This is a genomic window from Cellvibrio polysaccharolyticus (assembly GCF_015182315.1).
In the GTDB taxonomy this organism is placed as follows: domain Bacteria; phylum Pseudomonadota; class Gammaproteobacteria; order Pseudomonadales; family Cellvibrionaceae; genus Cellvibrio; species Cellvibrio polysaccharolyticus.
In genome coordinates this window covers 722,529-737,146 of record NZ_PRDL01000001.1, presented here as the reverse complement: position 1 = coordinate 737,146, position 14,618 = coordinate 722,529, and the positions used below count along the sequence as shown (strand labels likewise).

Below are 14,618 nucleotides of genomic sequence, written 5' to 3'. Positions count from 1 at the left end.
GAGAGAGTTGCCATCTTGCCTATTGATACTCAGGATTACGTCAAATGGTTTCGTCATTCCTCCCCCTATATCAATTCACACCGGGGTAAAACCTTTGTACTTATGCTGCCCGGCGAAGCGCTGAATCATGATAATTTCAGTAATATTATTCATGACATTGCCCTGCTGAGCAGCCTTGGCGTAAGGCTGGTGCTGGTGCACGGCGCCCGCCCGCAAATTGACAGCCGCCTGCAACAGGCCGGCACACCGAGCCGCTTTCACCACAACTTGCGCATCACCGACAGCAGCAATCTGGCACCGGTAATCCAGGCAATTGGCGAGGCGCGAATCACCGTAGAGGCAGCGCTGTCTACCGGGCTGCCCAACTCGCCGATGCACGGCGCGCATATGCAAGTGCTGTCCGGCAATTTCGCCGTTGCACAACCCCACGGTGTTATTGATGGGGTAGATTTGCAGCACACCGGCAAAGTGCGCAAAGTAAACATCACGCCCTTGCAAGCAGCGCTCGACTCCCGAGCCATCGCGCTGCTTTCACCCCTGGGCTATTCCCCCACCGGAGAAATTTTCAACTTGTCGTTCAGCGACGTTGCCACCCACGTGGCCACCGCCATTAAGGCCGACAAACTGATCGCCTTTATTGACGGTGACGGGGTGACCGACACCGACGGCAAATTGCTGAAACAACTCTCCCTGCAGGAATGCAAGGAAACCCTCGAAAGCGCCAGCACTACGCTGAACAACGACATTCATCAGGCGCTTCATGCCTGCTACCTCGCCTGCTTGCAAGGTGTCAGCCGCGCACAACTGGTCAGCTACGCAACCGATGGCGCACTGCTTACCGAACTGTTTACCCGCGACGGACTGGGCACCATGGTTTACTCGGGCCAATACGAGCAGCTGCGCTCGGCAACCATTGATGATGTGGGCGGTATTATTGAACTGATCACGCCATTGGAAAACGACGGCACGCTGGTACGCCGCTCCAGAGAAGTGCTGGAAACCGAGATCGACAAGTTTTTTGTTATGGAAAAGGATGGCACCATCATCGCCTGTGCGGCACTTTATCCTTACGGGGATATGGCCGAAATTGCCTGTGTCGCCACGCATCAGGATTACCGTAAAGGTGGCCGGGCTGCTGCTCTTTTACAGCAAATGGAACAACATGCGCGCAAACAGCAAATTCGCCAATTATTCCTGCTGACCACCCGCACCGCCCACTGGTTTATCGAGCAGGGGTTTGCGCCGGGTAATCTGGAAGACCTGCCTACCGCGAGGAAAAACCTTTACAACTACCAGCGTAACTCCAAGATTTTTGTTAAAAATCTTTAGCAGTAAAGGCTATCGTTTTCGGTAGTAACCCCGCCGCTGAGCCGCTCTCAGCTGGCGGGGCAGCTATCCGCGTGTTATCACGCCACCACTTGCCATACGCCGGGCGGCCCTCCAGCAGGGAGTATTTCCAGCTGCCCTGTTGTCTAAAGTTACTCTTCGAAACAGCCTGATCTTTAGCCGTCAAAGCACGTCAACACAGCTGCTTTCTGCTATGATTGAGCTCTTTTCACACCCCGACAACTATTAGCAATTGTTCCGCACCGAGGTTGGCTATGCCCGTTTATCGTTCCAAAACTACCACTGCTGGCCGCAATATGGCTGGTGCCCGTGCGCTCTGGCGCGCCACCGGTATGAAGGATGGTGATTTCGACAAACCCATCATTGCCGTCGCCAACTCCTTTACCCAGTTTGTACCGGGTCACGTGCACCTGAAAGATATGGGGCAACTGGTGGCTCGCGAGATTGAGCGCGCTGGCGGTGTAGCCAAAGAATTCAACACCATCGCCGTTGACGATGGTATCGCCATGGGTCACGACGGCATGCTCTACAGCCTGCCCTCACGCGACATCATTGCCGACTCGGTCGAGTACATGGTGAATGCACACTGCGCCGACGCGCTGGTATGTATCTCCAACTGCGACAAAATTACCCCCGGCATGCTGATGGCCGCCATGCGCCTGAATATTCCGGTGGTATTTGTTTCCGGCGGCCCGATGGAAGCCGGTAAAACCCGCCTCGCCGACCACAAGCTTGACCTTGTGGATGCCATTATTATTGGTACCGATGACACCGCATCCGATCAAAAAGTGGATGCTTACGAGCGCTCCGCTTGCCCTACCTGCGGTTCCTGTTCCGGTATGTTTACCGCCAACTCGATGAACTGCCTGACCGAAGCACTTGGTCTCTCCTTGCCAGGCAACGGTTCACTGCTGGCAACCCATGCAGACCGCGAAGAGCTGTTCCTCGAAGCCGGTCGTCGCATCGTAGACATCACCCGCCGCTACTACGAACAGGATGATGATCGCGTTCTGCCCCGCTCCATTGCCAATTTCGAAGCTTTTGAAAATGCTATGGCTCTGGACATCGCCATGGGCGGATCAACCAACACCATCCTGCACCTGCTGGCAGCAGCCCAGGAAGGTGAGGTGCCATTTACCATGGCCGATATTGACCGCTTGTCGCGCAATATTCCGCAGCTGGCCAAAGTTGCCCCCAACACGCCCAAATACCACATGGAAGATGTACACCGTGCTGGCGGCGTAATGGCAATTCTTGCCGAGCTGAACCGTGCCGGCTTGCTGCATAACGATATCCCGACCGTTCACAGCAGCACCTTCCAGGAAGCGCTGGATAAATGGGACGTCATCTCTACCAAATCCGAAGACGTAAGAACTTTCTACCGCGCCGGCCCGGCCGGTATCCCGACGCAAACCGCCTTTAGTCAGAGCACACGCTGGCCAACGCTGGATATTGACCGTCAGGAAGGCTGCATCCGCTCTTTTGAGCACGCGTACAGCAAAGAGGGCGGCCTCGCTGTTCTGAAAGGCAATATTGCGATAGACGGCTGTGTGGTTAAAACCTCGGGCGTTGATGAAAGCTGCTGGGTATTTGAAGGCCCTGCACACGTGGTTGAAAGCCAGGATCAGGCGGTTGAACACATTCTCAACGGCAAGGTAGTTGCTGGTGAAGTGGTAGTAATTCGCTACGAAGGCCCACGCGGCGGCCCGGGTATGCAGGAAATGCTGTATCCAACCAGCTACCTCAAATCCAAAGGATTGGGGCAGTCTTGTGCACTGTTAACTGACGGACGCTTTTCCGGTGGCACTTCCGGCCTTTCTATCGGCCACGTATCTCCGGAAGCCGCTGCGGGCGGTGCCATTGGCTTGATTGAGAATGGCGATATTATTCGTATCGACATCCCCAACCGAAGCATCAATGTGCTGTTGGAAGATCACCAACTGGAATCGCGCCGCAAAATTCGTGAAGCCAAAGGTCTTGCCGGCTTGCGCCCGGCTCACCCGCGCCCACGCAAAGTTACCGCATCCCTGAAAGCCTACGCCATGCTGGCCACCAGTGCGGACAAAGGCGCAGTGAGAGATCTCACTCTGCTGGAAGATTATTAATCGCGACTGCGCTATGCGTTAAAAGAAAAAGCCCGCCATGTGCGGGCTTTTTCTTTTATAAAGCTCTGGTATTTCGTATTTCGTATTTCGTATTTCGTATTTCGTATTTCGTATTTCGTATTTCGTATTTCGTATTTCGTATTTCGTATTTCGTATTTCGTATTTCGTATTTCGTATTTCGTATTTCGTATTTCGTCGCCAAAATGCAGGCATAAAAAAGCCGGCATCAGCCGGCTTTTTTACAAACTTATGAAAGCATTAACTTTCCAATGCTGCCAAACGTTGTTTTTCGCGCTCAGCAAAGTTGATGTATTGCTCAGCCAAACCTTTACTGCGTGAATCTTTTGCTGCTTCACGGAAAGATTTGACGGCATCATCAAATCTTCCCAAACCAAGCTGGGCGTTACCAATGGTCATCTGCAACTGATCCGGACGCTTCAAGCCGCCTTTTGAAAGACCTTGTCTGCCCACTTTAATAGCATCTTCGTTACGATCATTCAGACTGTAAAGAGTAGCCAGTGTATGCAACAGGTTACCATCATCAGACTTCTGAGCTGCCTTTTCCATCTCTACCAGAGATTTGGAAGACTCGGCAGCTGCACGCCAGGAGTTAGCTAACAGCTCCAGGTTTTTTGCAGAAGCTTCAATGGTTTTATCCTTGTTAATACCTTTATCGAGAACTTTGGCGGCCTTGTAAGGCACCTCAGCTTCAAGGAAGTATTGCGCAAGAACAACCAGATCACGCTCAGCGGTTACGCCACCCATCAGATAAGCAGTTTCCAGTGCAGAAACTTTATCCTGGTTACGATCCAGCATAGCGTAAATCTGAGCCAGCTGACGCCAGTAAGATGCTTTCGGATAATGACGAGCCAGCTTCTCAACCACCAGCACACCGTTTTTGTAGTCTTCACGTTCGAAGTAAATACTACGCTGGAAGGTGTACCAGGACTCATTAGCAACCTTGCCCTCAGCTTCAACAACTCTCACGGCTTCGTTGATGTTAGCCAACGAGCTGTTCATGTCATTAACCTGATAGTACAAGGAGGCGAATACGTAATACTGATCAGGCTTGATCTCAGCAACGTAGTCAGTCCACTTCAGCATGAACTCAAGTGCTTTCTTGTAGTTCTCTTCCTGACCGTAGAGTTGCCCCAGAGTCAAAGTAGTAGAAGCTTCAAGTGACACCGGAATGTTGGGGCTTTGTGCCAACACTTTTTCAAAGTGTTCACGAGCCTTGCGCATATCCTCTATACCATAATATGCGTAAGCATAATACTGGTGTAACTGAGCCACTTCGTACGGATTCAGCTTGTCCTGACCTCTTGCCACGCGATCCAGAACCTGGATAGCCTGGCGAGGATTGGGCTCGGCACCTGAACCTTCTTCAGGCTGCAGGAAGTTGGCAACCTCAGTCAGGTCTTTGGCGAAAGACTGGCTTACACCCGGCAAACGACGGGATTCAAACTGCTTGTTCTTCGCCTTGACGACCTGAGCTTGCGCCTGCCCCAGATTGATAAAAGTCTGGTTTGGAGCAACAACGTCGACAACGAGGGTGGACAATACAGGCGCAACGGCAAGCATACCTGCCAACAGCGCTTTGTTTACATTGCCCAAAACAGCCGTTTTAATATTTTTCATGTCATTTACCCCTTACTTCGCCAGTTCGTAAACGAAGCGGTTGCGAACGCCAGGAACTTCAATCGGCTCACCATCAACAACTTTCGGGCGGTATTTGAAACGTTCTGCCGCACGAATAGAAGCGCGATTGAACACTGTCGTAGGTCTACCGTCTTTGGTAATACAGTCGGTATCAATAGCGCGAACATCGCGTGTTGTACCCGTAGTAGTTACCGTAAACTCAACCACACAGAAACCTTCAATACCACGCGATGCTGCGTTGTTGGGGTATTCCGGAGCAACTTTCACGATCGGCAGGTATTCCCCGTCTCCAGAGAACCCGGTACCAATATTGACAGCGATTTCAGCCTGGAATGTCGGTGCAGCCATGTTCAGGCCACTCATCGTCGTTGAAGGCGCATCAAATGTTGGCTCGGGAATATCCGGCGGAGGCAATTCAGCCTCCGGTGGCTTTTCCGGTTTGGCCTCGTTCATACGGGTTTCAATCTCGTGCTTCGGCATGCGAATATCAGCGATCTTGATTTCCGTAGTCTCATCCGGAGGAACAAACTTTGTATTCACCAACGAGTGCATTAAAAATAGAAGCAAGAGAGTGACTACCACTCCCAATGCTGCAGCTATACCTACTCTTGCGAAGTTCATAGTGGCCTATTTCTTGTCAGTTGAGACAGCTATATTGTCAACACCAGCCTCGCGTGCAGCATTGGTCACTTCGACCAGCAGCTCAACATGCGCTGCGCTATCGGCCTGTATGACAACAGTGCCTTTGGGGTTCTCAGCCAGCAAACGCTCAACCGCCTGACGAATTCCGCGAGGATCCACTTTGTTCTTGTCGACCCATATTTCATTGTTAGCACCCACTGCAATCAGAATGCTGGCACTCTTTTTCTCGTCCCAGGTGGTAGCCTCGGGACGATCAACTTCGATACCAGCTTCTTTCACAAATGAGGCAGTAACAATAAAGAAGATCAACATGATGAAGACTACGTCCAGCATCGGCGTCAAGTCGATGGCCTGGGCTTCTTCATCCTGAGGATTTGCATTATTTGTGCTCATGAGAGATCTCTTTAATACCGGCTATACCATCAAGGTATCAACCTTAGTGATCCATAGTCAGATGACTTGCAAACAAACGGTTTTCGCTTTGGGCCAGACGCTCCAGATAGATGTTTACAAACACCCCTGAAAGCGCCGCAACCATGCCAGCCATTGTCGGGATTGTAGCTTTAGACACCCCGCCCGCCATTTGTTTCGCGTCACCGCCACCAGTATTGGCCAAAACACTGAATACTTCGATCATCCCGGTTACGGTGCCCAGCAATCCCATCAGAGGACAGATTGCTACCAACGCAGCAATCAGGTCCATGTTCTGATAAATTTTGTCAGACATTTTCGAAACCATGCCTTGCCGGATTTGATGCGCGTACCATGACTTGCGCTCCGGACGAGACTCCCACTGATCGAGAGATTTCTGTACATCACCTTTTAGAGCGCCTTTGAAATACCAGATCCGCTCGAAAGCCAGAGTCCACATTACAAAGGTCAGGGCGGCGATCCATGGCATCAGAAAGCCACCCAGCTCCATAAAGGCGAGAATGGCTGCAAATGCGTCCATTATTGCCTGCATGTGACTATCTCCTACTTATGAGTGCGTTCTGCATTTTCGGCGATAATACCGGTGCTCTGCTCATCCAGTACGTGAATGATGCGCTTGGCACGACCGTTGAGGATGGTGTGCAGAATAACCATAGGAATGGCCACACACAGACCCTGTACAGTAGTAACCAATGCTGCAGAGATACCATCGGCCATGTTCTTCGGATCACCGGCACCAAACATGGTGATTGCCTGGAAGGTCTGGATCATACCGGTTACGGTACCCAACAGACCGATCAGCGGAGCAATAGCGGCGATGATCTTGATTACGTTCAGACCGGACTCGATACGCGGACGCTCTTTCAGAACCGCTTCTTCAAGTTTCAGCTCCAACGTTTCGGTATCTACGTTCGGGTTGTCTTCAGCCACTTTTAACACACGACCCAGCGGGTTGTTGATGTTTGGCTTGTTAGACTTCAGCTGTACGGATACACCACGGTTGATGCTGAAAATTACCAAGGATTTCCACAGGGCGATAAGCAGACCAACAATACCTACTACAGTAATTACGTAACCAACCGTTTGACCCTGGTGGAACTGCTCAACCAAAGTAGCTTTGTTAACCAAGGCAGCCAGCAGTGTACCGCCGCTCGGGCCAGTCGGGTCAATACTGAAAGCAACATAACCTGAGCTTGCAGCTTGCAGATCACGAGCAGTTTTCAGCAAAGCACTATCCGGCTGACGGGACAGCTCTTCGATTTTGCCGGTGTCCGGAATATAGCGCAGGTATTTACCATCAGAAATCAGGTTCCATACACCAACACGAACAACTTCCTGCTCATGCGCTTCACCGTTGGTTTTAATAACCTCGGCGTTGAACTTGACCACACGGCCACTTTCAACCAGTTCGCGCTGAACTTCGTACCACAGACGCTCAATCTCGGCGATTGATGGCAGACGGGTATTGCTGTTCATTTTTTCGATGAGCTCGCTCAGGAAGTCACCGCGGTTCGGGATCTGGGCACTAACCAGAGAGTTCTGGGTAGTAACACGCAGGTCGCCAGCGGTAGAAGTCAGGTGACCGAACAATTCTTTCATGGAACCCAGACGCTCATTCAACTGGGCGCGTTTCTGGTTTACCAGCAGCTCCTGGTCGGCAAAAGCTTTTTCCAGCGTGTCAGAACGGTTTTCTTCAGCCTGACGGGTAGCTTTAGCCTGGTTCAGTACATTGGCCTGGTTGGCTTTGTCACGAGCAAATTCTGCTTCACGCTGACGGAATTCCGCGGTTTCAGCAACTTGTGACTTTTTAACCATATCGAGCAACTGGTCCAGAGAAGCTGCTTTTTCTTCCTGAGCCATTGCAAAACTGCTGCTTAACAAACCTGCTGCAATTACAGCCATGCAGCTCTTAACAAACTTCATTTTCATCTTGCTGCCTCCGGAGCCTGAACAGGAACCACGATGGTATCCAGCGAGACTTGTTTACGTGCAATACGGAAACCTTTGAGAATGGCGGTGCGGTAGGAACCATCCAGAGAAACCCACTGGTTTTGGGTAGCATCCCAAACACCAGCTGTGTTTGCGTCACTGGTCTGGTAAATCAGAGCCAGACGACCTACTTGCAGCACGCTCACTTCACGATCCTGACCATCAATGCTCAGAGTATCGTTGTAAGTGTCGAGGAAACGACCGTATTCGGATTCGATTTTGTACGCTTCCAGTACCTGACGGAATTTCTCTGATACAGAGATATCAGCACGGTCCTGGTTGGCGCGCAGCATTTCCAGACGCTCATTACGCTCGCTCAGACGGAAAGGCTTGTCCAGTTTCACGAACTGCTCAAGACCATCCAGCATACGCACGATCAGCGGCTGAATTTGACGCTCGATAACAGTTACCTGGTCAACAGATCCTTCCAGTTCTTGCAGAACCTGGGTCTGTGCGGCAACTTGTTTTTCCAGTTGGGAATTGTACATACGCAAATCGGCGATCAAACGATTCTGATGCTTGAATTGCTGAACCAGGTCGTCAGTTTCCTGAGCCAGCCTGTCTATTCTTTTTTGAGATTCCTGGGCCACGGTAGTTTTGGTTTGGCCAACCTTGAGAATAGCGTCCAAGGTTTGATCTGCCTGAGCAACGCTACCCATTAGCGCGCCGGCAGAAAGCACAGTGGACAGCGCCACGGCTTTCAATCGCTGATTTTTCATATTTCCCCCAACTCGGGTGCTTCATCAAATGAGTTTGCGACAGTAAGCTGCCACAGATGCGTATCCACGTAGCCTCGGTGAGGCAGCTAAGAACGCCGCATTGTAATAAGAGCGTTCGCCCACATTCAATGTTTTATCCAAAAGCCTTTTTACGTGTGTATAAAAGTATCAGCAGGGTAACAGCCCCCTGAACATCCCTGGAAAACAGGTAACACCAGGAAATTTTCACCCCCCAATGGCACACTATTCCTTCCTTTTTTAAGAATCACTGGTTATTAAAGGTTACTTTTCAACCAGCTCGCTGATAGACCTGAAAACGATGGCGGTAACTTGCCGTCGCCGATCCCGGCTCATCAGAAACCAAATACCACTGCTGTGGCGATAATTCCGGAAAAAATGCATCACCATCAGGCACATCCACTTCAATCCGGGTGAAATATATCCGCTCCGCCAGCGGTAGCGCATATTGATAAATTTCGGCTCCGCCGATGATCATTGCTTCATCTGCATCTGTTTGACCTGCCGCCACCAGGGCGGCCGCGCGCTGTAATGCCGCTTCGACAGAGGCTACAACAATGACACCTGGCGGTGCTGCCCAGTCCGGCTGGCGTGTTACCACGATATTGGCACGCCCCGGTAACACCCGACCGATAGATTCAAACGTTTTGCGACCCATGATTACCGGTTTACCCAGTGTGGTCGCCTTGAAATATTTCAGGTCTTCCGGCAAACGCCAGGGCAAGGTATTGGCCTTGCCGATAACATTTCCGTTACCTGCTGCAACAATTAAAGCCAGCTTCACAATCTGTCCTTATACCGAAACAGGCGCGACAATGCGCGGATGCGGTTGATACCCGACAAAGTCGAAATCATCCAGTTGATAGGAGAATATGGAGTCCGGTTTTCGCCTGATTTCCAGTCGGGGAAGTTCCCGTGGTTGGCGTCGTAGCTGTTCGTAAACGATCTCATCGGTTAAATGGTTATGGTAGAGATGACAATCACCGAACGTATGGACAAAGTCACCTGGCAGAAGTTCACACTGTTGCGCAATCATATGGGTTAACAAAGCGTAGCTGGCGATATTAAACGGCACACCGAGAAACACATCGGCACTGCGCTGATAGAGCTGGCAGGACAGCCGCCCGTTGGCCACATAAAATTGAAACAGGGTATGACAGGCCGCCAGCGCCATACGGCCATTGGCAACGTTTTGCTGCGGGGATATTTTTTCGTCCGGCAAGTCGGCCGGGTTCCAGGCACTGACAATCAGCCGGCGGGAGTGCGGCCGCTGTTTAATTTGCTCAACCACCTCGGCAATCTGATCAATAGTTGACCCGTCCGGACAAGCCCAGCTGCGCCATTGCTTGCCGTAAACCGGCCCCAGATCGCCCTGCTCATCGGCCCATTCATTCCAGATATTGCAACCGCGCTCTTTCAGCCAGGCAACATCGGTACGCCCTTGCAAAAACCACAGCAATTCAACGATGACGCTTTTCAGGTGTACGGTCTTGGTGGTTACCAGCGGAAACCCTTCGGAAAGATCAAACCGCAACTGCCGCCCGAATACCGAGCGGGTGCCGGTGCCGGTGCGATCACCGCGATCTACACCGTTATCAATGATGTCCTGTATTAAATCCAGATATTGCTTCATTTATAACTCTCTTCAAGCTGCAGGCCGGGAAGCCGCTTTTTTCTTGCCAACACCGTAAGCGTAAGCCAGCAAAGCTATACCCAATGCCAACAAGGGCAGTGATAGCAACTGACCACGGGTTACCCACCCCAACAAATCAAAACCTATGTGACCGTCCGGTTCGCGCACAAACTCTACGAGGAAGCGGAAGCAGGCATAAAACACCAGGAACAGGCCACAGACTGCGCCGCGAGGGCGTGGTTTTGCAGAAAACCAAAAAACAATAATAAATAGAAGCAGCCCCTCAAGAGCGGCCTGGTAAAGCTGCGATGGATAGCGCGACAAGGCTTCCGGATCACGCGGGAATACCATTCCCCAGCGGGAATCGGTAGCGCGCCCCCAAAGCTCCTGACCAATAAAGTTGCCGAGCCGACCAAAGCCAAGCCCCAGCGGCACCAGCGGTGCAACAAAATCCATCAAGCCAAGGTAGGACACACCGAGGCGACGGGCATAAAGGAACATCGCCACGGTTACGCCCAGCAAACCGCCATGGAAAGACATGCCGCCTTCCCAGATGCGGAACAACCACAGCGGGTCTTCCAGCCAGTAGTCGAGGTGATAGAAAAACACATAACCGACGCGCCCCCCCAGGATCACCCCAAAGGCGGCCCAGGTGATTAAATTTTCAACCTGCACCCGGTTAATAAGGGCACCGGGCTGGCCAGCGCGGTACATCCCCAGCAACCAGGCGCTGGCGAATGCGAACAGGTACATAATGCCGTACCAATGCACCTGAAAAGAGCCGAGGGAAAAGGCTACAGGATCAATATTGGGGTAAGTCATCATAATGGAGGCTCAAAAAAGTACCGATAAATACGGTTATGACGCGGTGGGCAGGCGCCACTATATAACAGATGGCCGCCACTGTTCAGCATTACTCGCCGCCGCAGCGGCCAACCCATTGCTTCCCGCCTCGCGCAGAGGTCAGGGTGTCGTCATCAGGAACATTATTATAGAAGGAAGATTTGCGCGCGCATGAATATCCTGAACATATCGAGACGTCGTTATCTTACTGCGCCAAAAAAATTATAAATCAGGATATTACCGATTGATCAAAAGCTGCCCTGCTCTTTTGAAATTTCAATCCGCAGCAGCCGGAGCGATGAAAATAATTATCCTGTTTTTCGTTGAAATTGCCGGATTATGCAGGCTGTTTCTGGCAATAATAAGATTGTAATCAATAATCCAAGGCGATATGCTTGCGCAATTCTTACGCAATTTCCGGACACAAACTGTATGCCACTGCTCGACCGCAATTTTAACCTGTCACAACGTATGACCCAGGAGCTGGGTCGGCAAATCGTGTGTGGGGTTTTTGACAAGGATGCCAGCCTGCCTACCGAAGCAGAATTGTGTGAAAAATTCGGAGTCAGTCGCAGTGCAGTTCGTGAAGCCGTCAAAATGCTTTCTGCCAAAGGGTTGATTTCCAGCAAGCCACGCCAGGGCATTCGTATCCTGCCACGCGAACAATGGAATATTTTTGATACCGACCTGCTGCGCTGGTCACTCGAAAGCAATCCGTCCATGAAGGTGCTGAAAGAATTCTTACAAATGCGTATTGCTATTGAGCCGGAAGCCGCGGCACTGGCTGCACGCAATGCCACACCGGAAAAAATTGATGCCATTGAGGCCGCACTGGAGCGCATGCGCGCCGCTGGCGACAATCTCGAAGCAGAACTGGAAGCGGATATCGCATTTCACGTAAGTATTCTCTATGCCAGCAACAACCGTTTTTATATTCGCTTGCGCGATTTTATCGAAACAGCGTTGCATGTCAGTATTCGCTACACCAGCCCGATAAAAGCCAACCACGAAGCGGTAGTAGAAGATCACGCGAAAATCTTTAACGCTATTAAAAATCGCAACCCGGAACGCGCCAAGCACTCCATGCTGTTGATTATCGATGAAGCGTTAAACTTTATTGAAGAAGAGTTGACCGCAAAAGAGCAGTCCTGATGTTAACGGATTACTTTGTAATCCATTATTTGCTTGTCAACTACGAAAAAGGCCACAGAAGATGTGGCCTTTTTTATTGCGCTCGAAACAGCTGCTCGCCAGCAGCTGTTTTTCCTTAACGAATATTCCGCAACTGGAATTTCTGGCAGATAGTATTGAGATTTTCTGACTGGGCAATGTTGGTACCATTATCCAAACCACAATGCGCAAGATCAGCGACTTTGCTGCTGTGTCTCGCTACCAGCTGTTGCGTACCGTCCGCCAGATGGCTGATACGCCATTGGCTGTTGTTGCCCTCGCAGGCACCCAATAACATATTCGCGCCGGTAACAATGGAAGACGCCTCTACGGTCAGGCAGAGATTATCTTGCCCGGTCGGCGTGATATGGAAAAAGCCATCTTCAACCGATTTGAAATTCCACGCCTGACAGGCGGTGTTTTTCCATTCCTGCTGCTCCACATTACCGCCCACTGCACAATGATCAGCGGCTAACACCTTGCCACTTTGCACACTGGTAATTGCCAAAGGTCCTACCGGCTGCACTCGCCACTGGTCGCAGTTGGCGCCCTGACATTGTTCGGCGCCGAGCAGCTTTCCGGTTTGACGGTTCTGCCATGACCACCAGCCGTTTTCAGTATGAACCGGCTTCCACTCCTGGCAGGAATGATTGATCCACGGCGTTTGTGCCAGCGCGCCTGCCTCACAGGTGCCCAGGAATTGGCCACTGGCATTGTTGGCAAAACGGAAATAGCCGTCTGTGGTGTAATCAACCACCCAGGCAGCCGCATCACCTTCACAGCGCCCATTCAAATTACCGCCCTGATTGCGAGCCAGGCATTGTGAGGTATTGCGATTAACCAATTGATAGGCTGCACCCATGATAGATGTTTGCAACGGACCATTTTCGCCGGAAGGTAAAGCCACCGGTGTACCTTCAGGAACAGGAACGCCGAAGTTGGGCGTGCCATCGTCATGCCAGGTAAATTTTTGCGCACGCACCGAGCGGGTTGCACCGCAACCGTGTTGCTCGGATGAATTGCCGTGATACACCAGCCAGTTTTCCTGACCGTCCGGTGATACAAAAAAGCCATTGTGGCCAGGCGCAAAAACACCATTACCACGCTGGAAAACCGGCTCGGGATTTTTCAGCCAGGATTCAGCTTTCATCGGATCATTACCAACCAGCTCCAGTTGCCCGAGTTTGTAGTCCGGTGTATCGCAATAGCTGGCAGAATAAATCATAAAGGTGCGGCCATCGCGCTTGAGAATTTGCGGTGCCTCTGTCACTTTGCGACCGCTGGTTTCCCATTCCAGCACCGGACGGGTCAATAACATTCTTTCACCGACCAGCGTCCAGGGATTGCTCATTTCTGAAATAAAATTACGTTGCTCATCACCCACCCATTCAGACCACAACAAATAAAGTTTGCCATTGTGCTCAAGATAAGTGCCGTCAATATTCCAGGTGTCAGGCATCATGGAACCTTTGTATTCGTAGGGTCCCATAGGATCATCACCGGCACTTTCAACCACACTGAGATGCTGATGATCCAGCGTGCCTTCACGGCCGGACGTAAACATCAAATACCAGCGCCAGCCGTTAGGGCCATTTAAGCGATGAAACTCAAATGCCCAAAAATTGCAGCAGCGTTCAAATTCACTGAACGACCAGATATTCACCGGCGTCGCCGTTGATAACCCGGCAAGCGTAGGCGATTTGCGCATCACCAGCTGGGATGTCCAGGTCGTGGTCGTCAGGTAATAATTACCCTCGTGAAATTCCAGCCAGGGATCGGCACCATTTTCAAATAATGGATTGGTAAAATGGGTAGGCTTGGTGGGGTCAATATTGCCAGCGTTAACCGTGTTTTCTGTGGTTGCACAGCCGCTCAATACAGCGCACAAACCGATTACAGGCACCGCAAGTTGCCGTGCCCATTTCTGACTCAATCGTTTCATGAAAATTTCCTCGGATTTAAAACAGCACCTGCGCACGATGAACCGCCTCGAAAACAGCGTTACCTTCTCATGCGCAGCAATCAATTTTTTCTTGCTGCCAGGCTATGTGAACCACTGTC

General features: G+C 51.2%; 13 protein-coding genes. 3 read left to right on the top strand and 10 right to left on the bottom strand.

Annotation, left to right across the window (positions count from 1 at the left end):
• Positions 1-15 precede the first annotated feature (15 nt).
• Both argA and ilvD read left to right on the top strand, forming a co-directional pair.
• The gene (gene argA, locus C4F51_RS03305; RefSeq protein WP_193907131.1) at positions 16-1,329 is read left to right on the top strand and encodes an amino-acid N-acetyltransferase; all 1,314 of its coding nucleotides are present in this window, start codon (positions 16-18) and stop codon (positions 1,327-1,329) included.
• A gap of 272 nt (positions 1,330-1,601) precedes the next feature.
• Positions 1,602-3,452 (top strand): dihydroxy-acid dehydratase, encoded by a 1,851-nt coding sequence (gene ilvD / locus C4F51_RS03300; protein WP_193907129.1) that lies wholly within the window; start codon positions 1,602-1,604, stop codon positions 3,450-3,452.
• Between the two features lie 258 nt (positions 3,453-3,710).
• Here the strand turns inward: ilvD and C4F51_RS03295 are convergent, their stop codons facing one another.
• The 9 genes from C4F51_RS03295 to lgt form a co-directional block, all read right to left on the bottom strand.
• A complete protein-coding gene (locus C4F51_RS03295) occupies positions 3,711-5,090 on the bottom strand; it encodes a tetratricopeptide repeat protein (protein ID WP_193907127.1) in 1,380 nt (459 codons plus the stop codon).
• 12 nt (positions 5,091-5,102) lie between these two features.
• On the bottom strand, positions 5,103-5,732 hold the full coding sequence (locus tag C4F51_RS03290) for a TonB family protein (RefSeq protein ID WP_193907125.1): 630 nt from the start codon (positions 5,730-5,732) through the stop codon (positions 5,103-5,105).
• A 6-nt stretch (positions 5,733-5,738) separates the two neighbouring features.
• Entirely contained in the window at positions 5,739-6,146 is a 408-nt protein-coding gene (locus C4F51_RS03285; RefSeq protein WP_193907123.1) for an ExbD/TolR family protein, read from the bottom strand.
• Positions 6,147-6,189: 43 nt separating this feature from the next.
• A complete protein-coding gene (locus C4F51_RS03280) occupies positions 6,190-6,717 on the bottom strand; it encodes a MotA/TolQ/ExbB proton channel family protein (protein ID WP_193907121.1) in 528 nt (175 codons plus the stop codon).
• Positions 6,718-6,728: 11 nt separating this feature from the next.
• Positions 6,729-8,114, bottom strand: coding sequence for a MotA/TolQ/ExbB proton channel family protein (locus C4F51_RS03275; RefSeq protein ID WP_193907119.1), 1,386 nt, complete (start codon positions 8,112-8,114; stop codon positions 6,729-6,731).
• On the bottom strand, positions 8,111-8,893 hold the full coding sequence (locus C4F51_RS03270) for a DUF3450 domain-containing protein (RefSeq protein WP_193907117.1): 783 nt from the start codon (positions 8,891-8,893) through the stop codon (positions 8,111-8,113). Before C4F51_RS03270 ends, C4F51_RS03275 begins: the two co-directional genes overlap by 4 nt.
• 289 nt (positions 8,894-9,182) lie before the next feature.
• Positions 9,183-9,695 (bottom strand): dihydrofolate reductase, encoded by a 513-nt coding sequence (locus C4F51_RS03265; protein WP_193907115.1) that lies wholly within the window; start codon positions 9,693-9,695, stop codon positions 9,183-9,185.
• Between the two features lie 9 nt (positions 9,696-9,704).
• Entirely contained in the window at positions 9,705-10,544 is an 840-nt protein-coding gene (locus tag C4F51_RS03260) for a thymidylate synthase (RefSeq protein WP_193907113.1), read from the bottom strand.
• Positions 10,545-10,556: 12 nt separating this feature from the next.
• Entirely contained in the window at positions 10,557-11,369 is an 813-nt protein-coding gene (gene lgt, locus C4F51_RS03255) for a prolipoprotein diacylglyceryl transferase (protein ID WP_193907111.1), read from the bottom strand.
• A 450-nt stretch (positions 11,370-11,819) separates the two neighbouring features.
• Here lgt and C4F51_RS03250 point away from each other — a divergent pair, with 450 nt between their 5' ends.
• Positions 11,820-12,539 carry a FadR/GntR family transcriptional regulator gene (locus tag C4F51_RS03250; protein ID WP_193907109.1) on the top strand — a complete coding sequence of 240 codons (720 nt, stop codon included), beginning with the start codon at positions 11,820-11,822 and terminating at the stop codon, positions 12,537-12,539.
• Between the two features lie 115 nt (positions 12,540-12,654).
• Here the strand turns inward: C4F51_RS03250 and C4F51_RS03245 are convergent, their stop codons facing one another.
• The gene (locus C4F51_RS03245; protein WP_193907107.1) at positions 12,655-14,499 is read right to left on the bottom strand and encodes a family 43 glycosylhydrolase; all 1,845 of its coding nucleotides are present in this window, start codon (positions 14,497-14,499) and stop codon (positions 12,655-12,657) included.
• Positions 14,500-14,618 lie beyond the last annotated feature (119 nt).

Coding starts and splice junctions, on each gene's coding strand:
- C4F51_RS03275 (WP_193907119.1), bottom strand. CDS start 8,114: ATGAAAATGAAGTTTGTTAAGAGCTGCATGGCTGTAATTGCAGCAGGT.
- lgt (WP_193907111.1), bottom strand. CDS start 11,369: ATGATGACTTACCCCAATATTGATCCTGTAGCCTTTTCCCTCGGCTCT.
- ilvD (WP_193907129.1), top strand. CDS start 1,602: ATGCCCGTTTATCGTTCCAAAACTACCACTGCTGGCCGCAATATGGCT.
- C4F51_RS03295 (WP_193907127.1), bottom strand. CDS start 5,090: ATGAAAAATATTAAAACGGCTGTTTTGGGCAATGTAAACAAAGCGCTG.
- C4F51_RS03245 (WP_193907107.1), bottom strand. CDS start 14,499: ATGAAACGATTGAGTCAGAAATGGGCACGGCAACTTGCGGTGCCTGTA.
- C4F51_RS03250 (WP_193907109.1), top strand. CDS start 11,820: ATGCCACTGCTCGACCGCAATTTTAACCTGTCACAACGTATGACCCAG.
- C4F51_RS03285 (WP_193907123.1), bottom strand. CDS start 6,146: ATGAGCACAAATAATGCAAATCCTCAGGATGAAGAAGCCCAGGCCATC.
- C4F51_RS03260 (WP_193907113.1), bottom strand. CDS start 10,544: ATGAAGCAATATCTGGATTTAATACAGGACATCATTGATAACGGTGTA.
- C4F51_RS03270 (WP_193907117.1), bottom strand. CDS start 8,893: ATGAAAAATCAGCGATTGAAAGCCGTGGCGCTGTCCACTGTGCTTTCT.
- C4F51_RS03290 (WP_193907125.1), bottom strand. CDS start 5,732: ATGAACTTCGCAAGAGTAGGTATAGCTGCAGCATTGGGAGTGGTAGTC.
- C4F51_RS03280 (WP_193907121.1), bottom strand. CDS start 6,717: ATGCAGGCAATAATGGACGCATTTGCAGCCATTCTCGCCTTTATGGAG.